This window comes from Sphingomonas sp. GW821-FHT04B01 (assembly GCF_059420425.1).
Genome location: NZ_JBWKTR010000007.1, coordinates 1 through 24,583 on the forward strand (window position 1 = coordinate 1; position 24,583 = coordinate 24,583).

The 24,583-nt window shown below is 67.1% G+C and carries 19 protein-coding genes and 1 riboswitch; of the genes, 8 read left to right on the forward strand and 11 right to left on the reverse strand.

Features of this window, described 5'->3' with window-relative positions:
- Positions 1-27: 27 nt before the first annotated feature.
- Positions 28-831, forward strand: coding sequence for an SDR family NAD(P)-dependent oxidoreductase (locus AC07UH_RS15480; RefSeq protein WP_495181169.1), 804 nt, complete (start codon positions 28-30; stop codon positions 829-831).
- Positions 832-1,384: 553 nt separating this feature from the next.
- Here AC07UH_RS15480 and AC07UH_RS15485 read toward each other — a convergent pair.
- From AC07UH_RS15485 to AC07UH_RS15510, 6 genes are all read right to left on the reverse strand, one after another.
- Positions 1,385-2,638 (reverse strand): TolC family outer membrane protein, encoded by a 1,254-nt coding sequence (locus AC07UH_RS15485; RefSeq protein ID WP_495180943.1) that lies wholly within the window; start codon positions 2,636-2,638, stop codon positions 1,385-1,387.
- On the reverse strand, positions 2,631-5,069 hold the full coding sequence (locus tag AC07UH_RS15490; protein WP_495180944.1) for an FtsX-like permease family protein: 2,439 nt from the start codon (positions 5,067-5,069) through the stop codon (positions 2,631-2,633). Before AC07UH_RS15490 ends, AC07UH_RS15485 begins: the two co-directional genes overlap by 8 nt.
- Before the next feature lie 16 nt (positions 5,070-5,085).
- A complete protein-coding gene (locus AC07UH_RS15495) occupies positions 5,086-5,772 on the reverse strand; it encodes a head GIN domain-containing protein (RefSeq protein WP_495180945.1) in 687 nt (228 codons plus the stop codon).
- A gap of 12 nt (positions 5,773-5,784) precedes the next feature.
- Positions 5,785-6,465 carry an ABC transporter ATP-binding protein gene (locus tag AC07UH_RS15500; RefSeq protein ID WP_495180946.1) on the reverse strand — a complete coding sequence of 227 codons (681 nt, stop codon included), beginning with the start codon at positions 6,463-6,465 and terminating at the stop codon, positions 5,785-5,787.
- 11 nt (positions 6,466-6,476) lie between these two features.
- Positions 6,477-7,718, reverse strand: a complete 1,242-nt coding sequence (locus AC07UH_RS15505; RefSeq protein ID WP_495193954.1) for an efflux RND transporter periplasmic adaptor subunit — start codon at positions 7,716-7,718, stop codon at positions 6,477-6,479.
- A gap of 111 nt (positions 7,719-7,829) precedes the next feature.
- Positions 7,830-8,141 (reverse strand): UrcA family protein, encoded by a 312-nt coding sequence (locus AC07UH_RS15510; protein ID WP_495180948.1) that lies wholly within the window; start codon positions 8,139-8,141, stop codon positions 7,830-7,832.
- A gap of 210 nt (positions 8,142-8,351) precedes the next feature.
- On the opposite strand from AC07UH_RS15510, the gene AC07UH_RS15515 reads away from it, so the two are divergent.
- Complete coding sequence (locus AC07UH_RS15515; RefSeq protein ID WP_495180949.1) at positions 8,352-9,722, forward strand: sigma-54-dependent transcriptional regulator; 1,371 nt, start codon at positions 8,352-8,354, stop codon at positions 9,720-9,722.
- Between the two features lie 2 nt (positions 9,723-9,724).
- Positions 9,725-11,104: a sensor histidine kinase gene (locus tag AC07UH_RS15520; RefSeq protein ID WP_495180950.1), complete on the forward strand. Its 1,380-nt coding sequence runs from the start codon at positions 9,725-9,727 to the stop codon at positions 11,102-11,104.
- A 155-nt stretch (positions 11,105-11,259) separates the two neighbouring features.
- Here AC07UH_RS15520 and AC07UH_RS15525 read toward each other — a convergent pair whose 3' ends face one another.
- A complete protein-coding gene (locus AC07UH_RS15525; RefSeq protein WP_495180951.1) occupies positions 11,260-12,621 on the reverse strand; it encodes a hypothetical protein in 1,362 nt (453 codons plus the stop codon).
- A 308-nt stretch (positions 12,622-12,929) separates the two neighbouring features.
- Positions 12,930-13,165: riboswitch (cobalamin riboswitch) on the forward strand.
- 209 nt (positions 13,166-13,374) lie between these two features.
- Here AC07UH_RS15525 and AC07UH_RS15530 point away from each other — a divergent pair.
- A complete protein-coding gene (locus AC07UH_RS15530) occupies positions 13,375-15,504 on the forward strand; it encodes a TonB-dependent receptor (protein WP_495180952.1) in 2,130 nt (709 codons plus the stop codon).
- 52 nt (positions 15,505-15,556) lie between these two features.
- On the forward strand, positions 15,557-16,948 hold the full coding sequence (locus AC07UH_RS15535; protein ID WP_495180953.1) for a PepSY domain-containing protein: 1,392 nt from the start codon (positions 15,557-15,559) through the stop codon (positions 16,946-16,948).
- 133 nt (positions 16,949-17,081) lie between these two features.
- Here the strand turns inward: AC07UH_RS15535 and AC07UH_RS15540 are convergent, their stop codons facing one another.
- The 4 genes from AC07UH_RS15540 to glsA form a co-directional block, all read right to left on the reverse strand.
- Positions 17,082-17,885, reverse strand: coding sequence for a hypothetical protein (locus AC07UH_RS15540; RefSeq protein WP_495180954.1), 804 nt, complete (start codon positions 17,883-17,885; stop codon positions 17,082-17,084).
- Positions 17,882-18,331, reverse strand: a complete 450-nt coding sequence (locus AC07UH_RS15545) for a DUF2306 domain-containing protein (RefSeq protein WP_495180955.1) — start codon at positions 18,329-18,331, stop codon at positions 17,882-17,884. Before AC07UH_RS15545 ends, AC07UH_RS15540 begins: the two co-directional genes overlap by 4 nt.
- A 155-nt stretch (positions 18,332-18,486) precedes the next feature.
- Positions 18,487-19,230, reverse strand: a complete 744-nt coding sequence (locus AC07UH_RS15550; RefSeq protein WP_495180956.1) for a LytTR family transcriptional regulator DNA-binding domain-containing protein — start codon at positions 19,228-19,230, stop codon at positions 18,487-18,489.
- A 244-nt stretch (positions 19,231-19,474) separates the two neighbouring features.
- A complete protein-coding gene (glsA, locus tag AC07UH_RS15555; RefSeq protein WP_495180957.1) occupies positions 19,475-20,404 on the reverse strand; it encodes a glutaminase A in 930 nt (309 codons plus the stop codon).
- A gap of 438 nt (positions 20,405-20,842) precedes the next feature.
- Here glsA and AC07UH_RS15560 point away from each other — a divergent pair, with 438 nt between their 5' ends.
- The 3 genes from AC07UH_RS15560 to AC07UH_RS15570 all read left to right on the forward strand — a co-directional run bounded on the left by AC07UH_RS15560 (position 20,843) and on the right by AC07UH_RS15570 (position 24,484).
- Positions 20,843-22,354 (forward strand): serine hydrolase, encoded by a 1,512-nt coding sequence (locus AC07UH_RS15560; RefSeq protein WP_495180958.1) that lies wholly within the window; start codon positions 20,843-20,845, stop codon positions 22,352-22,354.
- A gap of 118 nt (positions 22,355-22,472) precedes the next feature.
- Positions 22,473-23,969: a hypothetical protein gene (locus AC07UH_RS15565; RefSeq protein ID WP_495180959.1), complete on the forward strand. Its 1,497-nt coding sequence runs from the start codon at positions 22,473-22,475 to the stop codon at positions 23,967-23,969.
- Between the two features lie 233 nt (positions 23,970-24,202).
- A complete protein-coding gene (locus tag AC07UH_RS15570) occupies positions 24,203-24,484 on the forward strand; it encodes a hypothetical protein (RefSeq protein WP_495180960.1) in 282 nt (93 codons plus the stop codon).
- Positions 24,485-24,583 lie beyond the last annotated feature (99 nt).

Genomic DNA, 24,583 nt, shown 5'->3' on the forward strand with positions numbered 1-24,583 from the left:
TCGCATCCAGGCATTGAGGAGTTCATCATGGATTTGGGTATCAAGAACCGTATCGCGCTTATCAGTGGCGCGGATTCCGGCATGGGCCGGGAAACCGCACGCCTGCTGCTCGAGGCGGGGGTCCGCGTTGCGATCACCGATCGGCCCGATGGTACGCTGGACGAGGCGATCGCGGACCTCGCCCCACTCGGCGAGGTCATCGCAGTCAAGGGCGACGTGACCAGCCTCGACGACGTGCGGTCGATCTGGGCGCAGGTGCGCGACAGGCTCGGCAACCCGGACATCTACGTCAACGCCGCAGGCGTGACGGGAGCGACGGGCGACTTCCTCGATGTCGACGATGCCGGCTGGCAGAATACGCTCGACATCAATTTGATGGGCGCGGTTCGGATGTGCCGGGAAGCCATTCCGGCAATGCGTGAGAATGGCTGGGGCCGGATCGTCTTGTTCGCCTCCGAAGATGCGGTCCAGCCCTACATCGACGAATTGGCCTATTGCGCATCCAAGGCAGGTATCCTCGCCCTCGCGAAGGGGCTGTCCAAGGCCTATGGCGGCGACAACGTACTGGTTAACACCGTTTCGCCCGCGTTCATCGCGACACCAATGACGGACACGATGATGCGCAAACGGGCGGAGGAACGCGGCGAGAGCTTCGATGAGGCGATCGCGAGCTTTCTCGAAGAGGAGCGGCCGGGCATGGTGCTCAAGCGGCGCGGGCGGGCCGAAGAGGTTGCCGCAGCGGTCGCTTTCCTGTGCTCCGAGCGGGCGAGTTTCATCAATGGCGCCGGCATCAGAGTCGATTCCGGTTCGGTCTTCACCATCGCCGGATAACGGTTTGCCGCGGTATCGTCGATACCGCGCATTCATCGGACGCTGGGGTGACGCAGCCAACTGGACGAGGCATCGCCGGCGATTGCTGTTGAAAGCCGTCGCGCCGGCGTCGGTGTCCGGCAGAAGAGGCTGTCTGTAACGCAGAGCTACCTGCATCCGCTGAAAAAATCTTCTAACGCGTGACGCGGCTTCCCGTAGCGCCAGAGCATTCCCGAAAAGGAACCCACGGTAGGAAAGCAGCTATTGTGGACCCCGTTGACGCCCCTCCTCGTGACCGCTTTCTCAAAACTCGTTCCAATTGCTCCTTCTTGAACCTGCATTGCATAGACGAAGTTTGGAGAACGTGAGGCGTTCTGCAAAACGCGTTTCGAGAGGGCTACCAAGACCCAAAAACGGTCATCAAGAAGCGCCGATGCGCTTCCCGGGACCAGACGTTCGTTCAAGAGGAGACTGGCCCGACCGCTACGTCAAGCGCCCGAAACGAGCGCGATGATCGATTGAGCGGCATCGATCCAATTGTCCGTGCACTGATCGTCGGTAAGCCGACGCCTCGCTATCCAGCAAAGGCGTTCGCGTCGAGTGAGCCCGCCGCGCGTAGCAGTGTCGCCTCGTACACCAGCAGATCGCTGCGACTGGCGGCGAGCGACAGCTGGGCGGCGCGGAGGCTCTGGTCGGCGATGACGATGTCGAGTGTGTTGCGCAGGCCGTAGGCGTATTCGGCCTTGATGCCGGCAAGCGCCTTTTCGGCGGCGGTGACCGCGGAGGCGTCCGCAGTGACGCGCGCGCGGGCGGCGGCGAGGTTCGCCCAGGCGGTGTCGACATCGCGCGTCACGTCGCGGCCGGAGGCGTCGACGTCGTAGCTGGCGGCGCGCGCGCTCGCCCGCGCTTGACGGACCTGCGAGGCAACGAGCCCGCCGGTGAGGAGCGGCACGCGCAACGACACGCCGGCCGCCGCGCTCCGGGCATAGCCGTCGCCGAATCCGAGCCGTGAGCCGAGCCCATAGGAATAGCCACCGACGAGGTCGACGCTGGGCGCGCCGTTCGCCCGCGCCACGCCGATCCGGGCGTCGGCCGCCTCGCGCGCGGCGACTGCCTGTCGGTATAGCGGGTTGCGTGCGAGGGCGGCGGTACGCGCCTCGTCGCGCGAGGCGGGAAGATGCAGGAGATCGGCGGCCGGCATCGCCAGATCACCCGCGTCACGGCCCACCACCGCGCGGTAGCGGGCCGCCGCCGCCTCGCGCGATGCTTCGGCGGACGCCTGCGTCGAACGGGCCGAGTCGGCCTGCGCCTCGAGCCGCGCGACGTCGGTCAGTGTGCCGGTGCCGAGGCGGAAGCGCGCGTTCGCCTCGGCGACCTGATCGTCGAGCAGCTTGATCTGCGCCCGGGCGATGGCGAGCGCCTGCTGCTGAAGCAGCAGGTCGGCATAAGCCTCGACGACATCGGATAGGACCAGCGCCAGCGTATCGCGCAAACCCTCCTCGCCCGCGCGCACGTCGGCGCTGGTCGCGCGCACCGCGCTCCGCACGCGACCGCCGGTCCAGATCGGCAGCGTCGCTGCGGCCGAGCCGGTGCCGCCGCGGCCGTAGTCGAAGCGATCGTAGCCCAGGCTGGCGTCCGCCGTGGCGGTCAGCCGGCCGAGCGAGCGCGCCTGCTCGGGCGTTTCGGCTAGCGCCTCCTGGCGGGCGGCGGCACCCGCCAGCGTCGGATTGCCCGCGATCGTCGCGCGCACCGCCTCCGCCAGCGTCTCCGCCGCCGCCGGCGTCGCCGCGACGAGGGAGGCGGCGGCGAACAGCCAGGCCCTAGTCATGGCGCAGGGCCCAGGCGGGGGTGGCGCGCGAGGCGCGGACCGACTGACCGAGCACGGTCGCCACCGCGATGATCGTCGCGAGCAGCGTCGCGCCCAGGAAGTAGAGCGGCGACAGTGCGATCCGGTCGTCGAAGCCCGCGAGCCACGTCCGCATCGCGAACCAGGCGAGCGGCCAGGCGAACAGGTTGGCAATCAGCACGGGTTTGAGGAACTGGCCGACGAGCAATCTCACCACGTCGATTGACGACGCGCCCAGCGTCTTCCTGATCCCGATCTCGCGCACCCGCCGTGACGTGGTGAACGAGGCGAGCCCCCACAGACCCACGCAGCCGATCGCCACCGCGAGGACCGATCCGATCCCGAACAGGTTCGCCATCTGGTCGTCCGACTTGTAGAGCAGGTCGAGCGACTGGATCACCGTGCGCGCGTCGAACGGCACCGCCGGCGCCTCCGCGCGCCACGCGGTGCGCGCCGCCTCCAGCATCGCCTTGGCGTCACCGTCGAAGCGGACGATCGCGACGCCCGATTCCACCGGCTTCAGTTGGAAGACGTAGACGGTCGGCGAGACCGGCTCGCGGGGGGAGTCGACGCGCATGTCCTCGACGACGCCGATGATCGTGCGCGGCGTGTCGCCGCCGATCGTCTTGCCGATCGCGGACTGCGGCGAAGCGAAGTGGAAAGCGCGCGCCGCGCTGCGGTTGATGACGATCGCCGCGATCCTTGTGTCGACGGACGGGTCGAAGATGTACGACGCCGGATCGACATCGGCGGGTCGCGCCGGGTCGAAGAGCCGACCGGCGAGCAACCGGGCGCCCAGCACGTCGAAATAGCCGGGCATGACGTGGTAGCGTTCGGCGGAGACGCCGTTCCCTGGAATGCCGGGAATCGCGAAGTTGGTGGTCGAGACGAAGAGGCCCCGACCTGGCACCGACTCGCCGGCGCCGACCGCGCGCGTGCCGGGAAGCGCGGCGAAACGATGGAGCAGGCTTGTACGCTGACCGGCATCGAGGCCGTCCCTGCCGAACGAGCGTACGAGCAGCAGTTGCTGCCGGTCGTAGCCGACATCGGCGCTCCGGACATGGCGCGTCTGCGCGGCCAGGACCATCGTCCCGACGATCAGCGCGATGGTGATGGTGAACTGGAACACGACCAGCCCCTCGCGGATGCGCGAACCAGCCTTGCCGCCGCCGGGCGAGCGCGACGCAGCGAGCACCGCCGCCGCAGGCACCCGCGCCAGAATCACCGCCGGGTAGAGGCCGGCGACGACGCCGACAACCAATGCGAGAACGAGGAGCGGCAGCAGCACGCCGTTCCAGCCGACGTAGTCGATCGACAGCGTCAGACCCGTCGCGGCGTTGATGAGCGGCACGCCCAACTCGGCTAGGCCGAGGCCGATCACCGCCGCGATCAGGGCGGTCGCGACCGCTTCTCCCAGGAAGTGCCGCATCAGCGTCGCGCGATCGGCGCCCAGCACCTTGCGCATCGCCACCTCGCGCGCGCGCAGACCCGCCCGCGCGGTCGCCAGGTTGACGTAGTTGACCACGGCGATGACGAGCGTCAGCAGCCCGATGATGCCGAGCGTGGCGACCATCAGCGTCGCGCCCGGAGTCTCGAAGCGGGTCTCGGCGAAGGGCTTCGCCCACATCGACAGCGTGAAGTTGTCGCTGTCGGGCGTCTCGTTGGTGACATGCCGGTCAGTGACGGCCTTCATGGCGCCGTTGAACCGCTCGGCCGCCGCCGCGTCGGGCAGCCGCACGAGGGTGAGCGGGCCGCCATAGTTCCACTGGAAGAATTCGGCGTTATCCGGCTTCGTCCGGTCGGCGGGCAGCACCAGCGGCGCCAGCAGGTCGAAGCGCAGTGCCGTGTTCGCCGGCAGGTCGTCGATTACCGCGATGACGCGGTAGGCGTGGCGCTCGGTGCCGATCGTCACGGGGAGCATCGCCCCGATCGGCGACGGCGAGCCGAAGTATTTGGTCGCAGTGCGCTGGGTGATGACGACCGAGCTCGGGTCGCGGAAGGGGACCGGCAGGGCACCCTCGACCGTGTGGAGGCGCAGTACGTCGAACACGGCTGGGTCGACCAGCGCCAGCCGCTCGCTGACGCCGACGCCGTTCCTGACCACAGTGGCGTTGCGGCCGAGCACGCGCGTGCCGACCGAGCCGGGCAGGTCGGCGGCAATCGCCGACCAGGCGGCGACCGGCGTCGACTGGCGGCCGCGCACGTTCTCCAGCGTGTCGCCGGTTTTCGACTCGATCAGGTAGACGTGCTGATAGTCGGGCAGCCACGTCTCGAAGCTGGTCTCGAAGCGCACGTAGAGACCAAGCACGAGAAAGACGGCGATACCGAGCGCGAGGCCGCCGATGTTAAGCGCGGCGTAGAGCTTGTGGCGGACGAGCGAGCGCCAGAAGCTGACGAAGGCGAAGCGGTTCATGGGTAGGCGCTCCCGATTACGACCGCGGACTGCAGCGGACCGAGCCGCTGCCGCTCTTCGACACGCGGCAGTCGGCCGTGCCCTCGACGCGCACAGAGCCGCTGCCCGAGGCGTCGATCGTCGCGTGGCGCGACGCGCGGGCGCGGATCGACGACGAGCCGGACGCGTCGACGTCGAGGTCGCCCGCGGCGACGCGCGTGGTATCGACCGAGCCGGAACCCGACGCGCCGATCCACAGCTGCGGCGTGCTGCCCGACGCGGTGACCGATCCCGATCCGGCGAGCGACAGCCTCGCTTCGGTGGCGCGGAGCCCTTCGACGACGATGTCACCCGAGCCATTCTCCTCGGCGGCGAAGCGCGGGCCGACCGCGGCTGTCGCGCGGATCGACCCGGAGCCGTCGAGCGTCACCGAGACGAGGCGCGGCAGCGTCACGGTGACCGTTGCACCACGATCGTGCCAGGAGCCCGGCAGCCGCCCTACGTGGAGCGTGTTCCCCCGCGTCTCTACGCGGAGCGCGGCGATGGCCGCGGGATCGCCGGTGGCGACGACCGAGGCGGCGGCGCCGGCAGTGACGATCACGCGGTCGCCGCTCGAGAGCGTCACCGCGTCGAAGCCCGAGGCAGCGAAGCGGCGCTCCCCCGGATCGGCGGCGGCGAGCAGCATGGGGACGAGGACGAGCGGGGCGAGGACGATCTTGCGCATGGGAGTTCCTGTTCAGATCTGGCGGGCGACGGAGGCGACGACGCGGCCGTCGAGCATGTCGATGCGCCGGCCGACCATGTCGGCGTGGGCGGGGCTGTGGGTGACCATGACGACCGTGGCGCCGGCCTGGTTGAGGCTCTCCAGAATGCCCATCACCTGCGCGCCGTTCTCGGTGTCGAGATTGCCGGTCGGCTCGTCGGCGAGGATCAGCTTGGGGTCGCCGACGATCGCGCGGGCGATCGCGGCGCGCTGCTGCTGGCCGCCCGACAATTGGTGGGGATAGTGGCGCGCGCGGTGCGAGATGCCGACGCGGTCCATCGCCGCCTCGATTCGGCCGCGCCGATCTCCCTTCCCGTCAGTACGGTAGGCAAGGCCGAGCTCGACGTTCTCGGCGATCGTCAGCTCGTCGATCAGGTTGAAGCTCTGGAACACGAAGCCGAGCGTGCGGGCGCGGAACTGCGCCAGTGCCTTCTCGTCCTCTACCGCGAGGTCGCGGCCGTCGAACAGGTAGCGGCCACCGGTCGGCCGATCGACGGTGCCGAGCGTGTTGAGCAACGTCGACTTGCCGCAGCCCGACGGCCCCATGATCGCGACGAACTCGCCGGCGGCGACCTCCAGGTTGATGTCGGCGAGCGCGGTGGTCTCGACCTCGTCGGAGACGTAGCGGCGCTGGATGCCTTGCAAGGTGATCATCGGCGTTGCTTTCACTTGAGGTTGATCGAGGCGGACTTGTTGAAGCCGCTGGTGTCGGAGGTGACGATGCGCTCGGCGGGCGCGAGGCCGGACAGGATCTCGACCTGCTCGGCGTTGCGACGGCCGATCCTGATCGGGCGACGGACAGCGCGGCGGCCGCCGTCGTCGAGGACGTAGGCCGCTGCGCCGCCATCGCTGTCGAGCCAGCCGCCAACGGGGGCGACGATCGCCGGCCGCGCCGCGCCGAGCGTGATCCTGGCGTCGAGCGCCTGGCCGCGATTGAGCCCGGCGGGTGGGATACCGCGGAAGCCGAGCTCGACGCGGAAGCGGCCGTCGGTAACGGCGGGCAGCACCTTGATGACGAAAAGCTTCAGTCCGCCTTCCGCACTCGCCGGCTGACCCACCGCGACACGGCCGAGGAAATATTGGTCGACATCGGCGACGAGCTTCCACTGACCCTCGCTGTCGACCTGCCCTGCCGGATCGCCAGGCTTCAGGGCCTGACCGGGCTGGATGGTGAAATTTGTCAGCCGCCCCGTCGCGGGCGCGCGCAGCGTCAGCGCGTCTAGGCTGTCGCGGACCGCGGCAAGGTTGCTCGACAGCCGCGCGCGCGTCTCGGCGAGGCGGCCGGCCTGGAGACGCGAGATGCCGCGTTCGGCGCCTTCGGCGGCGTGGAGTTGCGCGGATCGCTTCTGCTGATAAATCGCCTCCTCCTGGTAGCTTTTGAGTCCGGCGTCGGAGACGAAGCCCTGATCGTGGAGCTGCTGGCGGATCTGCAGGTCGCGGCGCGCCTTGATGAGGTCGTAGTCGGCGCCTGCTACCTGCGTATCGCGGTCGCGCGCGCCGCGCTCGAGGCTCAGGTCCTCTCCCGACACGGTGCCGAGCTGCGACGCGATCGCCGCCTCGCGGGTCAGGATGTCGAGCTTCAGCTGCGGGTTGGCAAGCGTCGCCAGCGGCTGCCCGGCGACCACCGCCGCGCCGTCCTGGACCAGCAGCCGCTCGACTTGGCCACCAGAGATCACGCCGACGAAGGTCGAGACGCTCGGTGCGACGGTGGCGCGGACGGGAACGATGTCGTCGAACGGCACGCGGGCAACGGCGCCGGTCTCGACGTCGGCGGTGGCCACGTCGGTCGAATTCGCCGACGGCAGCAGCCACCACAGCGCGGCGAGCGCGAGGACGAGGAGCATGCCGCCGCCGACGAGCTTCTGTCGGCGACCGAGGCCGCGGCGTCGCTCGACGCGGCGGTCCATGTCGGCACCGCTCGCCGGAGCGGAGGGAGAGGAGACGATCAAGGCCGATGATCCATGCCGGTGTCCGGATATGGACGGACGCTGTCCGGTTCCGGACGACGCCCGCCCCGCTCAGTTGCTCTCGACATCGGCGATCCCGGCGTCGCGGCGTGCCTGCGCCAGTACGTCGTGGCGGCAGGCCGTCTCGTTGCTCTCGATCGTGCGGGTCGGCTGGCTGCAGACCTGGTCGGCGGCGGCGGCGACGCGACGATCGAAGGTCGCCCGCCCGGCGGCGGCGGCGAGATTGAGGTCGGCGGTGACGACCGTGGCCTGGCGCGCCTCGCCGATCGAGGCGGCCGATGAGGGGTCGGAGAACGACACCAAGCCGGCAGTGCCCGCGAGGCTGAGGCAGGCGAAGACGATGCGGTTGCGGAACGTGGTCATGCGATGATCCTTTCCGTCGACGTTGGCGGTCGACGGTGACCATAGAGCATGGAGCGTGCCAACCTTGCCGAAGCACCGACAACTCGTACCTTCCTTGATCCTACCCGGGCGGCGGTCACGCTGGCGCGTCCGGTTCCGCACAATCGCTGTCCGGAACTGGCCACTGGCACGCATCTTGATTGTTGGCGCGACATGACCACAGCTGCGCCGATGAACGCTTCCCGCTACGATCTCTGCCTCGTCGTCGACGATGACGAGGACATCCTGCTCTCCGCCCGCCTCCTCCTGGCGCCATTGTTCGCCGAGGTCGCGACGATGACCAGTCCGGCCGATGCGGTCGCGGCGCTGCGGCGGCGCCACGCCGACGTCGTGCTGCTCGACGCCAACTACGCCCGCGGCGCGACCGACGGAGCGGAGGGGTTCCGCTGGCTCGCCGAGATGCAGACGGTCGACCCCGCCACGGCGATCGTCATGATCACCGCGCACGGCAGCGTCGCGGTCGCGGTCGCGGCGATGAAGCACGGCGCCACCGACTTCGTGTCCAAGCCATGGAACAACGATCGGCTCCTCGCGACCGTCCGCAATGCCGCTTCGCTCGGTCGATCGCGGCGGAACGACGGCGAGGCGGCGCCGACGACGGCAGGAACGTCGCCGCTCCTCGGCACTTCGGCCGCCATGGCGCGCGTCCACTCGCTGATCGAAAAGGCGGCGCCGACCGAGGCGAACATCCTGATCCTGGGCGAGAACGGGACCGGCAAGGAACTGGTTGCGCGCGAGATCCACCGGCTGTCGCGCCGCGCCGACCGCGACCTCGTCACCGTCGACCTGGGCGCCGTGTCGGAGACGCTGTTCGATTCGGAGCTGTTCGGCCACGTCAAGGGCGCCTTCACCGACGCGCGCACCGACCGGATGGGGCGCTTGCAGGCGGCGAACGGCGGCACCTTGTTCCTCGACGAGATCGGTAACCTGCCGCTCCATCTCCAGCCCAAGCTCCTGTCCGCGCTCGAGCAGCGCCGCGTCACGCCGGTCGGCGCCAACCGCGCGGTCGACATCGACGTGCGCGTCGTCTCGGCGACCAATGCCGACCTCGCCGACGACCGCCGCTTTCGTCCCGATCTCCTCTTCCGACTCAACACCGTTGAGATCGAGCTGCCGCCGCTGCGCGAGCGGCACGAGGACGTGCCCATCCTCCTCGCGACCTTCCTCGCGGACTATGCCCGGCGATACGGCAAGCCCGAGCGTGCGCTGCCTACCGACGTGCTCGCCGCGCTGGCCGCGCACGACTGGCCGGGCAACGTCCGTGCGCTGCGCCACGCCGCGGAGCGCGCCGTCATCCTGGCGGAGGGCAGCGCCTACGCGCTCGCCGACTTCCCGCTCGGTCGCACCGCCCCCAACACGATGCCGGCGGCGGCCGAGCCGATCGTGGTCCCCGCGGCCGACGACCTCAACCTCGACCGCGCCGAGCGCCAATTGATCGAGCAGGCGCTCAAGAAACACGCCTTCAACATCTCGACCGCCGCGGCGGAGCTCGGCCTGTCGCGCGGCGCGCTCTACCGCCGCATGGAAAAGCATGGCCTCTGACCATGACCTCTAGGCGCCGCTTCGCGACCCGGCTGGTGTGGCGCACCGCTGCGCTGTCCGCGGCCGTCGTGCTGACGGCGTTGCTCGCCGTCTGGGGCCGCGCGCCCGTCGCGGCGCTCCTCGCCGGACTCGCCGCGGTGGCAGCGCTCGTCTCGCTGTGGCAGCTGGTCGACCAGGGCAACGCCGACCTTGCCCGCTTCGTCGGCGCTCTCGCGCGCGGCGACCTGACCCAGTCGTTCCTGCGCCCGCGGCGCGGCTCGCATTTCGACCGGGTCGGCATTGCCTACGAGCGCGCGCTGGCACGGCTCCGCGACGAGCGCGCGGCGAGCGCCGCGTCGACGCGCTTTGCCGAGTCGTTGGCCGACGGCGCACCCGTCGCGCTGCTGGTGCTCGGCGAAGACGATCGCGTCACGCTCGCCAACCAGGCGGCACGACGACTATTCCGTCGGAGCGGCGACGTGCCGCTCGCCGCGCTGGCGCCGTCCGGCCCCGCCTTCCTCGCCGATCTTGCCGCCGTTGCGCCGGGGAGCAGCCGGCTGTCGGTGCTCGCGGGCGGCGGCATGCCGCAGCGGGTATCGCTCGACGCGACGCTGATGGAGGCGGGCGGCATTCGCCGCCGGATCGTCGCCGTCCGCGTCGTCCAGCCCGAGCTCGACCGCGCCGAGCTTGACGCGCAGGTCGACCTCGTTCGCGTGCTGACGCACGAGATCATGAATTCGCTGACTCCGGTCGTGTCGCTCGCCGCCACCGCCGATCGGCTGATTGCGGGCGTGGCACCCGACCTCGCCCCGGGGATAGCCGACGCGCGGCTCGCCGTCGCCGCGCTCGCCCGTCGCGCCGCCGAGCTCGAGCAATTCGTCGAGAGCTACAAGGGGTTCAGCGAGGCGCCAACGCTCGTCCGTACCCCCATCGTGGTGGACGAATGGCTTGGCCGCGTCATCCACTTATTCCGCGCGACGCCGCACGGTGAGACCGCGCGCGTTGACATCTCGGTCGCGCCCGAGATGCCTGCGATCGACGGCGACGCGGCACTCCTCACCCAGGTCTTCCTCAACCTCCTAAAGAACGCCGCCGAAGCGGCCCCGGCCGGTGACGGTGTCGCCATCCGCGTCACCGCCGCGCTTGGGTCCGACGGCGAGATCACGCTCAGCGTGTCGGACGGGGGACCGGGCGTGCCCGCGCATTTGCGCCACGACGTCTTCCTCCCCTTCTTCACGACCAAGCGCACAGGCACCGGCATCGGCCTCAGCTTCGCCCGACAGGTGATCCTGCTTCACGGCGGACAGATCGGCATCGGCGAACAACAACCCAGCCGTATCGAAATCCGGCTACCCCCGCACGCACGAGACCGGGGTGCAGGCTTGATCGACAAGATGGCATGAATCACATTCCGAGAGACGACCCAGTTACGGAAATTCTCGAACAGTTTTCGGCTTCCTACCTTCGGCCGCTCGTTCGTCTCCCCGGTCTGACCGCTTCTGATAACTGATGTTATGGCTTCGAACGTCAGGACGTGGGCGCGAACAGAAGCCCACCGCTACGGTGTCACCTTATCCTTCGCGCCGGACAGGGTTTCTCTTTTGGCCTCTTGCTGGACATCGATGGCCCGTAATCGGTAGCGGCCCGGCGGCAGCATGAGGGCAATGTCCTCGCCGGGGCGGATCGCTACCCGGTCCATCGGCACGGCGGTGGTTTGTTCGTCCTCGGGCCGGGCTTCGATCACGCGCCAGCCTTTCTTCGGGTAGAGTTCTGCAGGAATGCTGACCAGCATGTCGCCCGCCGCGATCCGCCAGACGGGGCGGCCGCGAGCGAAGCGGGCGGAAGGGTGATCGATGACGAGGTCGAACGTGCCGGCGGGTTCGTCGGCCGGGAGCACGGCAAGCCGGCGAACCTTGCCGCCACCGCGGCAGGTCGTCTGAGAGATGGTGAGCGGATCGATCCCGGTCTTGGCTTTGAGGCGCGTCGCCATCCAGCGGTCGCCCTTGGCTGTAGGTACTTCCGTCGCGTGGTGATACCCGACATGGACGATCATCTTGACGCCTGGATGGGCACCGATCCAGGCGGCGAGAGCGGTCGCCTGCGCCTCTTCACGCCGGGCGATGCTCTCCGACGGGGACATCTTGGCGTCCTGATCATTATGCGGAGCTTCGTAGGGAACGAGACTGTAATCCAGTCGCTTCGCCGTCCGTCCCAAGCGGCCGAACTCTGCTTCGCCGAGATAATAGCCATCTTCATCTTCGAGTTGTGCCGGGCTCGTCTTACGCATGAAGGAGGGATAGTATTCTGGCGGAGTGCCCGGTTCCGGGTTGGAAAGCGCTTCGATCGCCAGCGCGGAATAACCCTCGGCACGCAAGGGAGCAAGCAACTCCGTTGTGAAGCCGCGGTGCTCGGAACGTTCGTGGCTTTCGTTGATAATGACCAGCGACGTCTTGCGGGCTTGCTTCACTATCTCGTCTCTCGCGTCCCCGGCGCCCATTGCTGGAGCACAGGTGGTCGGTTGATAGTCGTCGCTGGTCGCGGCAATCAGGTCCTCGCGTCCAAACAGGCTGAGGGTCTGCAGATTGGGGTCACCCGCCAGCGGGTCTTCCGCATCGACGCTGGCGAGTGCCTTGAGCCTGAAGTCGTTCAGGCTCCCCTCCTTCGGCGTCACCGTCGCGTAAGGCTTGATTAGAACGACGCTGCTTGCCTTTGGCGCAGGTTCAGCCGCCCTGACGGTGGCGAGCGGAACTTGGGCCGTTGCGACGGTGGCGCACAAGGCGATCGCGGACAGTAGCGTCTTGCGACTAACCATCTGGCAACGAAACATGATGCGATGATCTCCCAGCGATGCGTCCTCGTTCCTGAAAGCCGCAAGGTGGAGGGTAACAGGGCTGATCGGACCGTCAATCAAGGTGAACACTGGGCAACTGCTGCCCGGATGCCTGTAGGCGCTCGCCTTCAGATAGCTGTCGTCTTACTGCAAGAAGTTGGTGCTTTTCGATGACACTGCGATCTAGACTCGAACGACCAGAGAATCCGAAAAGTGGCACTGTTACCGGGTAGACCCAAGCGCGGTCATTCCCGCCCCCTTCGGTGGCTCCCGAACTTCCGACATTCATAAAGGGGGCCGTCTCTCCGTCTGGACCTTTGCGATCGTAGCGTCGTCCGGTTGCACGACGGTTTCCGCCGATATACACAGTCATCGTCGACCTGTTCCATGCGAGCGGGCCGGCATGATCGCGTCGGTGCCCCGAGAGGGGCTTAATAGGGAACGCGGTGAAGGTGGTTCGCTGCCTGAATCCGAGGCTGTCCCTGCAACTGTAAGCGGCGAGCGCGATGCATATCGCTTCTTCCTGCACGGAAGGGGCAGCCACTGGGCCGGACGTAAGTCAGCGGGCCTGGGAAGGCCGTGCATCGTGTGATGACCCGTGAGCCAGGAGACCTGCCGGCGTCTGGTCGCTCTTGCCTGGCCCAGGGGGTGGCCGCGGCACGGTACTCCGTCGAGCGACGACGTGTGCGGTGGGGACCGCACGGGCATGCGTGCCGGTCGCGATGGCGTCCGGCCGGCGCGAATGTCGGCCGTTCGCGGAAGGTCCCTGCCGGGTTCGCTCGACGCCCGGGGATTATCGTAATGCCGTTCCTGTCATCCCGCCTCGCGTTCGCGGGCGCTTTGATGTCGCCCGTCTTCGCAGGTCCGCTCGACGCTCAGTCCACGGTCACCGCCGGCGACGAGGACATCCTGGTCGTCGGGCAGAATAGCCGTGACACGCTAACCGAACCGAATACCACCGCGAGCCGCCTGGGCCTCACGCCGCTCGAAACCCCGGCAACGATCACGGTCATCGACGGCGCGACGATCCGCGCGCGTGGCGACATGTCCGTGGTCGATGCGGAAAGCCGGGCACCCGGAGTCAGCAACGCCGGTAATCCCGGCAATGGCGGCACCGCGCTCGCCGCGCGTGGCTTCAGCGGTCAGGGATCGGTGTTGCGGCTCATCGACGGCGTACGGCTGTTTCCGGCCGCCGGCACGATCACCTTTCCGACCGAACCGTGGATGGTCGAGCGCATCGACATCCTGAGCGGTCCGGCCTCCGTGCTGTACGGCCAGGGCGCGCTTGGCGGTGCGGTCAATGTCCTGATGCGCAAACCCGATACGCAGCGGACCCAGGTGGAAGGCGAGATCGGCTACGGCTCGCAGGACAGCTTCCATGTCGCAGCGGGCGCTGGCGGACCCGCCACCGAGCGCCTCTCCTATCGGATCGATGGCAGCTATCGCCGATCGGACGGCTATGTCGATCGCGGCCGGTCGCGCAGCTATGCCGTGTCGGGTACGTTGCGCTGGGCGCCGACCGACACGCTCGTCGTCACCGCGCGCGACGACTACGGCGACCAAAAGCCGATGCGCTATTTCGGCACGCCGCTGATCGACGGCCGGCTCGACGACGGCATCCGGGAACGGAACTACAACACACGCGACGGCGTCATCCGCTACCGCGACAACCGTACCAGTCTGCAGGTCGACTGGACGGCGAACGATGCGCTCACCGTCAGCAACCAGGCCTATCGCCTGACGTCCAGACGCTCGTGGCTCAACCTCGAGAGCTATTGCTGGATCGCCGCGGACGGCGCCTGCCCCAACGGCAGCGGCAACGTCGGCACCCCCGGTCGCATCCTGCGCACCGACATGACCGGGATCGTCCACGACCAGACGCAGTGGGGCGATCAGGGCAGCGTGACGCTCAGGACGGGCATCGCCGAGGGCATCGGCAACGCGCTTGTCGTGGGTTTCGACGTCAACCTCATCAAGCTGACCTATTCGCACAATTTCGGTTCGGCCCCGCAGATTTCGGAGGTCGATCCCTCGGCTTTCGATCCCGGCCGCATCATCGACACACAGGGCATCGCGCCGCGCTATCGCACGCGGACCAACGAATATGCCGTCTTTGCCGAGGATCGGCTGACGCTCGGCAGGCACGTCTCGATCGTCGCCGGCCTGCGCTACGAGCGGGACACGATACGCCGCTGGTCGATCGACTATCCGGGAGGCGTCGCTACCGAGACATTCGCGCTCGCCAAGCATCTGCACAATGCGACCTGGCGGGTGGGAAGCGTCTACCAACCGACCTCGACCGTTTCGCTCTATGCGCAATATGCCACCGGCGTGGACCCGCTGGGGACGCTGACGACCTATTCGACCGGGCAGGTGCAGTTCAGCAACGCGGTGGGCGACCAGGTCGAAGTCGGCGCCAAGGCTGTGTTCCTTGACGGCCGCGGCACCGCAACGCTGGCCTCCTACCGCATCGTCAAGAAACGCCTGCTGGCGCAACTGACCCCATCGAGCCCGATCGAGCAGGTCGGCCAGCGATCGGCCAAGGGCATCGAGGCCGCGGTGTCGCTCGATCTGCCTTACGGAATCGGCATCGATGCCAACGGCAGCGTGCTCGACGCGACGTTCGACGATTTCCTCTCGGGCGGCACGCGCTTCGATGGCAATACCCCGCCGGATGTACCCGAGACGCTCGCCAATCTCTGGCTGCGCTGGAATGCCACGCGCGCGCTGCAGGCGCGCGCCGGGCTGCGCCACGTCGGGCGCCGCTATTCGGACAACGCCAACCGCTTCCGCGTTCCCGGCTACACCACGCTCGATGCCACGCTGTCCTATGCGGTGACGCCGCACCTCGCGGTCGATATCCACGCCTATAACCTGGTCGACCGGGACTATGCGATCAGCACGTACAACAACCAGCAATGGGTGCTTGGCCGTCCCCGCTCGGTCGACGTCTCGCTTCGTGCGATCTTTTAACGCCGGCAGGTGGCCGGCACCTGGCAAGATTGCCCGGCGCTGGCTCTACCTCGTGCATCGCTGGATCGGCATCGCCAGCTGCCTGTTCTTCGCCATGTGGTTCCTGTCCGGGCTGGTGATGCTCTACGTGCCCTATCCCTCCCTCTCGCCAGCCGAAAGGCTGGCTGGGGGCGAGGCGATCGACTGGGCGGCGGTAGACGTCCCGCCCCCGCTTGAGCGAGGGCGAGTGCCGCAGGAGCTGCTGCTCGACATGCGCGACGGCATGCCTGTCTGGCGCGTGACGGGATGGAACGGGACGCACACCACGGTCTCGGCGCATCGCGGTGCCGTCTTGCGACTGGTCGATGTTCGTTACGCCAGTCGGGTTGCCGGTCGCTTCGGAAACGCGCCGATGAAGCACGTCGAACGACTCACTCGCGATCAGTGGACAGTCGCCGGCGGCTTTGATCGACATCGACCGCTCTGGAAGGTCGCGCTCGCGGACGCGTACGGAACGGAGGTCTATGTGTCCTCGAGCACGGGCGCCGTAGTGCAGGCAACGACACGCCGCGAGCGTTTCTGGAACTGGATAGGTTCGGTGCCGCACTGGCTTTATCCGACGGTGCTGCGGCAGGATCAAACGGCCTGGCGTCAGGTCGTGCTGTGGGTATCCGGCCCCTGCATCGCCGCAGCCGTCGCGGGGATATGGATTGGCATTCTGCGCACCCGTGTCGGCGCACGCCGCTTCAAGGGCGGACGCATGACGCCCTACAACGGCTGGATGCTCTGGCATCATGTCGCGGGGATGGTGAGTGGCGTCTTCCTGATCGCGTGGATATTCAGCGGGTGGCTATCGGTCGACCCCGGCCATCTGTTCGCTGGGACGGAACCGGACGAGGCAGCGATGCGTGTCTATAAAGCCTCCGATCAGATGCCGGTCGTATCGCTCGACCGGCTGCGTGCCGTCGGGGCCGGCGCGGTAACAGCCCAACTTATCGACAACGCCGGGACGCCGCTCGTGGTGCTCTCCTATCGCGATGGCCGACGATTGGCATTGGGTGCCGTAACGCTCACGCCATCGCGCCCGACCGGACAAGCCATCATCGCTGGGGCTCGTCGACTAGCTGGACCTACGCCATCGCTTACCGTTGATCGCCTGACGGCGCCCGATGCATATTGGTATGCGGTCGCGACCCTGCCACGACTGCCGGTGTTGCGGCTGCGTCTCGCTGATCCGGCACAGACCTGGTTTTACATCGATCCCGCTACCGGCGAAATTCTGAAGAGCGTCGATGCGCGGCAGCGAGCATATCGTTGGGCATTTGATCTCCTCCACAAATGGGATCTCACCGCGCTCACTCTGCACCGACCGGTTTGGGACGTACTGATCTGGCTGGCTTCCGTCATCGGCACGATCACCTCGATAAGCGGCATCTGGCTGGGATGGAAACGGCTCCGACGATGACAGGTCCGACCCATTTCCGGCCATTCGAGTGCCCTCCTCCGCTTCTCAACTCCAGACACTAATCCATGTCCAAGGGGGAGGCAGTGCCGCAGGCAGTTCCGCGACCAATCGGCGAAGTCTCTGGTCCGTTGCTCTACAAGGCGATCCCCGGCCCCAGGATCGCGACAAACGCTACCGTCCCGAGGATGGCAACCACGCGCAGCAGCCAATTCGGCGGAAGGGTGGTTGTCGATGCGGCAGCCGTTGGCTTAATGAACCGACCCATGCTCAACAGGCCGGCATTACCGCCGAGTGCGACCCCGATCGACGCGCCGATCGTAGAGCGCCAGTCGCTGCCCGCAGCGAGCGCAGCGGCTAGCGAGATCACCCCTGTCGTCATCCACGCGATGACTGCATACCGCCGTGCCTGCGCAGCGACATCTGCACCGTTGAGCATGGGCGACAGCATTCCTGCGGCGAGGCGAACAACGGCATAGTAACCGGCGATGCCAATAACTGCAGGCGCGACACGCGCAAGAACAGGATCGGCCACCCCGGTCATCACTCCGCGCCCGTTCCAATCGCCGATCCCGAAGACTGCGGAGAAGACGAGATAGCCGAAGGTGGTCAATCCGTTGAGCGCGAACACGATCCAACCTGCAAGCCGGCCCCTCAGCACACCGCTCCCTCGCCAGACGAGCCAGCCAAGCGCGGCGAGGATGACGTTGACCGCGGTTCCCGCTCCCGCGACGATCCGCCGGCCCCACAGCGACATGGCTTGTGGGTCGCAGCCGAAGTGGAAGGTGCTCCAGTTCGACGGATGCCCCCCCAACGCGGTGCAGGCGAGGCCATGCCCCACGCCCTCGTGCAGCGCGGCCGCTGCGACCCATGCCAGTGCCGTCAGCGCGACGATGTCGGCGGGCGGCAGGCGCAGACCGGCGGATGACCCCGGCGTCATGCCCGCACCGTCGTAACGGTCAGGCGCGTCAGCACCAGCCAGCCACCGGCGACGAAGAGCGCGAGGTTCAGCGCGATCATCAATGGCCAGTGGCTGCGCGGGTCGCTCATTCGGCTGACGCCCATCATAAGATTGACCAGCAGTTCGGTGACGAAGGCCATCCACACGCCGACATAGCTCATCGCCATCCGTCGCTGATGGGTGACGAGGTCGCCGGGTTCATGCGTTAGACGCCACGGACGTAGCGCCAGCAGTCCCATCGCCAGCGTAGCGAGATTGGCGAGCGCGATGACGTGAAAGACGTTGGGTCGCCCTGTAAGGTCGTACATCGAAAGAGCGGTGCCATTGATCGCGAGGTTCGCGGCGGCATAGACTCTGTCAACGCGCCCGTGCCGCGCTGTCCCCTTGGCCAACATCAACACGGCGGCGGCGCTGACCAGCGCCACGCTTCCCATCGAAACATGCGCCGCACCGATTGTCGATATCCCACCCATCGCCCGTCCCCTTTCCCCAATACGGGAGCGGTGATGGTCGGCGGATCGCGGTTCGGTAAGGTGTGATTGCGCCGGATAGATACAAATTTCGCGAAACCGGTCTGGAGTTACGCCAGTCCACCGCGCTCCAGCCAGCCACGCGCACGACACAGTGCAATGCTGGTCTCGCTGACCGGCACGCGCGACCCGTCGACGAGCTGCAGCGACCAGCGCCGCCCGGTGCGCTCGCTGCCCGTGACGGCGCGATCGGCGACCCATGCCCCGCGGTGGACCTGAGCACCTAGCACGTCGGCAAGATCGCCGACCGCATCGCGGAAGCGATAATGGACCAGCAGCGTCCCCCCACCGCGTACCGCGAGGCGGCAGTAATGATCTTCGGCACGAACCGAGAGGAGGTCGGCCGGATCAATGCCGGCGCGGGCGAGAATGCCGAAACTCGTTGCCGGCATCGCTGGCGAGCGAGCAGTGTCGGCCACCTCGTCGTCCTGCCCGGCCGGCGTATACCGCGCGCGCGTGGCGCGGAGCAGGACCATGACGAAGCCCGTCACCAGCAGACCATAAGCGAACGGTTTCCAATCAACTGAGGCGTCTCCCCGCCCCATCAGGCGATAGAGCAGCAACACCTCGATCGGGAGCAGCAAATTAAGGACGAGGGCCCCAAGCGCCGTACGGCCGGCGCTGTCACGCTTCCCCGGCAGTGATCGTCGCCAAGCGGACCAGCCGAGCATGTTTACGCCGACCAGTGCGCCCCAAAAAACCAGCGCGAGCATTAATCCGAACGCCGTAGCGACGCCAAAGGCGTCGACGATCGTGAGAATGATTGTGATAGCTAACCAGATCACCGGTGGCATTGCGCCCGGCGCCGAGACGGTCGCAAGTCGTATCTTGGCGGACCCTGTCACTATAATCCTGCACCCCGGCTGGCTATGAAGACCGTTTAGGCGCCCCATTCGCTTACGTCGATGGCCCCGCCACCATTGTGGTCACAGCCCCCGCATCGCCGGGGTGACGACCGGATTTCGGTCACTAGGGGATCGATGCTCGCGTACCCAGCTTCGGACGTTCGTTCAGGGCGATGGGCGTCAACTTCTAGCGCTAGGAAGGTCGGCCATTTGAGCTGAGCGGCGGTCCAAACACCGACCAACCGGTGCGCGCCGCCAGCATCTCGAGCGCGCGAATTCCAAGTATCGAGTTGCCGTGCTGGTCTAGATTTGGCGACCATACGGCAATGGATGCAACCTCGGGAGCGACCGCCAAAATGCCGCCGCCTACGCCGCTCTTGGCCGGCAGCCCCACCCGCACCGCGAAGTCGCCCGAGCCGTCGTAGTGCCCGCAGGTCATCATCAGCGCGAGAACCGTGCGCATGCGTTTCGCCTCAACCTGACCGGCGTCGTCCTTTCCGGCGAGCCGAGTATGAGCTAAGAAGTGACCGGCCCTCGCCAGTCCTTCGCAGTCGACCATAATCGCGCACTGCCGCACATAGGCGTCCATTACCGACTCGCTGTCCGAGCGGACGTTGCCGTGGTGGCGCATGAAGCTGAGCATTGCCCGATTGAGGTCGCCGCCTTCGTGCAACACATCGTCATCGAGCGGGACAGTATTGCCGTCGAGTTGCTCGGCGACGAAGTCGACCACCGAGTCGGGGCCGCCGCTTTGCTCTACCAGCATATCGGCGATGACAAGCGCACCGGCGTTGATGAAGGGGTTGCGCGGTAGGCCGCCCGTTCGCTCTAGATCCACGATCGAGTTAAAGGGATCGCCGGACGGCTCGCGTCCCACCCGCTCGAATACGGCATCCCCCCACTCGCATAGAGCAAGGTTGAGCGCTAGCACCTTCGAGATGCTCTGGATCGGGAAGGTGTCGATCGCACCCACTTGAACGACGGGGCCGTCGACGGGCACGATCGCCATGCCAAAGCCGCCCGGCTCCGCGTCGGGGTTTTTCGCGTCGGCCGAGCCCTCGATCTCCAGCGCCCTTACGTCAATCTCGTCGGCGATGGCAGTCACGATGCCGGTCAGGTCCATACGGTCACTCCAGAATGTCGTCGGCCGAACGAGCATCGCGCGAAATCGGGTGCGTTATGCGACCTTGAACTGGCGTAGCGTCAGACGCTCCCTACGGAGTAGAGCTCAATCGCTCTCGGGAACGAGGTGCAGCGGCTTACCCTACGCCGTATTCCCGATGCCTGAGTAGCACCGCCGATGATCGGTCGCTCCGCGATCGCAAAGACCCACAACCGGCCATTAAGGTAGCGCTCGCTCCTTTCCGCGACCCGCCATCAATTCATGTTTGTCGCACGTCCCTTTTCCAAGAGGATCAAAGGCAAGCAGGGTCGTTTGGGCGCAGGTGCTCGGACCTGATCGGATCCGCTGATGTAGCCTAGTTCGACAGCTAGTCATCCGTCCGGGACCATGTCCGAATGGCGAATTGACCCGGATCGATTACGTTTGTAGTCATTTGCTATGAACAAGCTTTGGTCAGCACTCGGGGGCTTCGCCCTGCTTCTTCCAAGCGCAGCGCCGGCGCAGCTTCATCCGATCAAAACCGCTAGCGCGCTGCAGTCGGCTCCCGCCCGCTTTGCGGCGGGCATCGACACCGTGGTCGCCGATCAGATGCGCCGTCGGGCGATCCCCGGCATGCAGGTCGCCGTCGTCCGCAATGGCCGTATCATCTACGACAAGGTGTTCGGATTCGCCGATGTCGAGACGAAGACGATGGTGACACCGGCGACCGCCTTCACCCTCAACTCTGCGACCAAGAGCTTTACCGGGGTTGCAATTATGCAGCTGGTCCAGGACGAAAAGGTCTCGCTTGACGCGCCGATCGGGCGCTACCTCGACGACCTTCCCTTCGCATGGCAGCCAATTACTGTGTCGCAGCTGCTCTCGCACCTGTCGGGACTGCCCGACGTGCTGATCCAGCCTAAGGGTCAGGGCACGGGCTCGCTGGTCGGCGACGGAGACGAGGCGTCCGCCTGGACGGCGGTGAAGGCGATGCCCTTCCAGTCGGCGACGGGCACACGCTTCAGCTACAATCAGACCAACTACGTGCTGCTAGGTAAGATCATCGACCGGGTGTCGGGCATGCCGTTTACGCGGTTCATCCAGCGACGCCAGTTTGCGCTCGCTGCGATGCGCTACGCGGCGTTCGGCGATGGGCGCGACGTAATGCCGGGTCGGGCGCGCACCTACCGCTATCGCGGCGGCGCGGTGCAAAAGCAGACGCGAGCGATCGAACATGGCTGGGACGAGTTCTCTCCCTTCATGCGTACCGCGGGCGGGCTCAACGCAAGTGCCGGCGATGTCGCACGCTGGCTGATCGCACTGCGCAACGGCACGCTGCTGTCACCTGCGAACCGACAGGCATTGTGGAACCCCGGTCGCCTCAACGACGGCCGCCCCCGCCCGTGGGCGATGGGCTGGCCCGTGTCCGACCATGGTGGCTATCCGGTCGCGGCGGGCACCGGTGGCCGCCGCTCGGCCTTCTTCGTCTATTCGCGCGACGACTTGGCGGTAGTTGTGCTCACCAACCTCGCGGGCGCCAATCCGGAAGAGTTCATCGACGAGATCGCGGGGCAGTTCCTCCCCGACCTGCTGGCGTCGAACGGCGGCGGCCTTCCGCTGCCCGTAAAAAGTCTCAGGACCGCGCTGATCGCCGACGGCTTCATCAATCCGATGGGAACCTACGATCGTCTCAAGCGGAAGCCGGACTTCCGAGTTAGCGAGGACGATCTCAACGTCTGGGGCGGTATGCTGCTCGATGCCGGCGACGCGAGGCAGGCGGTCGCGGTGTTCGGCCTCAACGCCACGCTTCACCCGGACAGCGCGAACGCGCTCGACAGCCTCGCGATGGGATATGAGGCCGCGACCGACCGCCCGCACGCGATCGCCAACTACGAGGCGTCTCTGAGGCGCGATCCCGACAACGGCCACGCGGCTGCCCGATTGGCGGTACTGAAGGAACAGGCAAAATGAGACGTCCAACCGGGCTATCGGCGTTTGCCGCGCTAGGTCTCGAACGCAGCACGGCAAGCCGTTCATCGAGGCGTATCTGCCCCAGCTTACCGATATCGAGATCGTTTCCTCCGCCGCGATGCTCGACGCGACGCGACGCCGGAGGGCTATTGAGGACATGACCATGCACAAGGGCTTGATCGCACTCACCATTCCGTTGCTAGCCGCCGCAGCTGAGCCGCCCCGCGACTGGTCGGCAACGCTGCGGGCCGATGCGATCGCCTTCCACGACGCGATAGCGGCGAACCATCCGGGCCCGGTCAATCGCCTCGCCCCCCGTTTCACCGAGCGCAATGATGCCGGGCTCGCACTGGCGCTGCGCCGGGCGGCGAACGCACGCGACTATCCTGCCTACCTGTGGGCGATGCGCGCTTATGTCGCTGGCTTCGACGACGGCCATGTCGCGTTCGATGTCAACCAGCCGGTGCCGCTGCCGCTGCGCTGGCCGGGCTTCCTGACCACGCTCGACGGTGCCGAGCGGGCGGTGGTTGTCACCCGTGCCGACGACGTTGCCCTGCCGCTTGGCGCCGAGCTGGTAAGCTGCGACGGCATCCCCGCGAAGACCCTCGCCATGCGGAACGTCGGCGATTTCCGCGGCCGCTGGAGTCTTTTCAGCCAGCGGGCCTCAACCGCGGGCCGCCTGTTCATCGACGCGGGCAACCCGTACGTCCGTCGCCCCGCACGCTGCCGCTTCACGGTAGACGGCAGATCGCGCGAGGTCGTGTTGCAATGGCGCGACCTGCCCGACGCCGAGTTTGACACCCGCTTCGCGGCGGCGAGCCCGCGCGCGCATCCCGAGATCGGCGGGACGACGCTGCCCGATGGCACTCGCTGGTACACACTCTCGGGTTTTGACAGCGACCCTATGGGTAAGGACGCCAAAGCTCTGGTGCCGCTGATCGCGAGCATGAAGGCCGATACCGCAGGGCTCGCGGCGGCGCCGCGCATCGTGCTCGACCTGCGCGGCAACAATGGCGGCTCGTCCGACTGGTCGAGACAGGTTGCGACGATCCTATGGGGCGCCGCTGCGATTCGGAGGCTGCCATCGGATAGCGAGGCGGTCGACTGGCGCGTTTCGCCAGGCAATCTTGCGACGATCGACGGCTATCGCTCCGCCTGGCGAGCGGCGCCGGACGCTTCGCCCGAGGCGATGCGCTGGGGGGATCGTGTCTCTGCGGGGCTCAACAGCGCGCTCGCGCGCGGCGACGCGCTGTGGCGGGAGGCCGACGATGAGGCCGCGGCGCCGCCCACCGATATCACGGCTCCCGTGCTGCCGCCGAAGGGCCGGGTGTACGTGCTGACCGACCTCGGCTGCGCGTCCGCCTGCCTCGACGCGGTTGACCTGTGGACTGCGCTCGGCGCGGTGCAGATCGGGCAGGAGACGGGCGCCGACTCGCTCTATATGGACATCCGCCGCGTCCCCCTGCCGAGCGGCTTCGCGCAGGCGATCGTGCCGATGAAGGTCTATCGCGGCCGCAAGCGCGGATCGAACGTCCCTGCGGTGCCGGTTCACCGTTACACCGGCGACATGCGCGACACTCCCGCGCTGCAACGATGGGTCGCGAGCCTCTCGTGAGCGCGCTGGACTGGGGCGCCAGGGAAAGGCGGATCCGAGCGCTGCGAATGCCATAATTTGCCCGGGCGAGGTGGCGCGCGGTCGACGGATCGGTGCGCGATAGCCAAGTGTAGCCGAGCTGGAACGCTCGGTCGCTCTCTACGCAGTCGGGCCCTATCGGAATGGCCGGCCCGACGAGCGGCAAAGCGAGGGCTGCTCTCCCGCACTCGCCGCCACTGCGCTATCGCGCGGCAATGGCTAGGAAGAAGCGCTACCTGACCGCGACGATGGCCGACGGCTATGTAAAGACAATAGGCCCCACGGCTGCGCCTTTCACCCATTACTGGCGTATCGTCGCGCATCTTCACAATGGCAGGACCGAGGTGTTCTGGGGTCACACAGCATCCGCAAAGGAGGCGGCCAGCAAGAAGGCCTTACTGGAAGAAGCGGCGAAGCGGCACGGATGGAGGCGTTTCGACTTTGAGGTCGTCGAACTTGAAGAGCATTCCCGCTTCCTCAGCAACGAACCTATTTAGCGCTAGTCGGCCGTTCGGGATCTCACCTGACCGAGCGCATCAGCCAATTAGATGGGCGGCTTCGACCCAATGTCGGTCATTGAAGCCTGCTGACCTTGC

What these genes read in the sequence shown, in the direction of transcription:
- AC07UH_RS15505 (WP_495193954.1), bottom strand. Translation starts at nt 7,718, where the DNA reads ATGGACCGCCGCGTCGAGCGACGCCGCGGCCTCGGTCGCCGACAGAAG.
- AC07UH_RS15495 (WP_495180945.1), bottom strand. Translation starts at nt 5,772, where the DNA reads ATGCGCAAGATCGTCCTCGCCCCGCTCGTCCTCGTCCCCATGCTGCTC.
- AC07UH_RS15515 (WP_495180949.1), top strand. Translation starts at nt 8,352, where the DNA reads ATGAACGCTTCCCGCTACGATCTCTGCCTCGTCGTCGACGATGACGAG.
- AC07UH_RS15510 (WP_495180948.1), bottom strand. Translation starts at nt 8,141, where the DNA reads ATGACCACGTTCCGCAACCGCATCGTCTTCGCCTGCCTCAGCCTCGCG.
- AC07UH_RS15540 (WP_495180954.1), bottom strand. Translation starts at nt 17,885, where the DNA reads ATGACGCCGGGGTCATCCGCCGGTCTGCGCCTGCCGCCCGCCGACATC.
- AC07UH_RS15480 (WP_495181169.1), top strand. Translation starts at nt 28, where the DNA reads ATGGATTTGGGTATCAAGAACCGTATCGCGCTTATCAGTGGCGCGGAT.
- AC07UH_RS15500 (WP_495180946.1), bottom strand. Translation starts at nt 6,465, where the DNA reads ATGATCACCTTGCAAGGCATCCAGCGCCGCTACGTCTCCGACGAGGTC.
- AC07UH_RS15560 (WP_495180958.1), top strand. Translation starts at nt 20,843, where the DNA reads ATGAACAAGCTTTGGTCAGCACTCGGGGGCTTCGCCCTGCTTCTTCCA.
- AC07UH_RS15530 (WP_495180952.1), top strand. Translation starts at nt 13,375, where the DNA reads ATGTCGCCCGTCTTCGCAGGTCCGCTCGACGCTCAGTCCACGGTCACC.
- AC07UH_RS15485 (WP_495180943.1), bottom strand. Translation starts at nt 2,638, where the DNA reads ATGACTAGGGCCTGGCTGTTCGCCGCCGCCTCCCTCGTCGCGGCGACG.
- AC07UH_RS15550 (WP_495180956.1), bottom strand. Translation starts at nt 19,230, where the DNA reads ATGCCACCGGTGATCTGGTTAGCTATCACAATCATTCTCACGATCGTC.
- glsA (WP_495180957.1), bottom strand. Translation starts at nt 20,404, where the DNA reads ATGGACCTGACCGGCATCGTGACTGCCATCGCCGACGAGATTGACGTA.
- AC07UH_RS15520 (WP_495180950.1), top strand. Translation starts at nt 9,725, where the DNA reads ATGACCTCTAGGCGCCGCTTCGCGACCCGGCTGGTGTGGCGCACCGCT.
- AC07UH_RS15490 (WP_495180944.1), bottom strand. Translation starts at nt 5,069, where the DNA reads ATGAACCGCTTCGCCTTCGTCAGCTTCTGGCGCTCGCTCGTCCGCCAC.
- AC07UH_RS15565 (WP_495180959.1), top strand. Translation starts at nt 22,473, where the DNA reads ATGCTCGACGCGACGCGACGCCGGAGGGCTATTGAGGACATGACCATG.
- AC07UH_RS15570 (WP_495180960.1), top strand. Translation starts at nt 24,203, where the DNA reads ATGGCTAGGAAGAAGCGCTACCTGACCGCGACGATGGCCGACGGCTAT.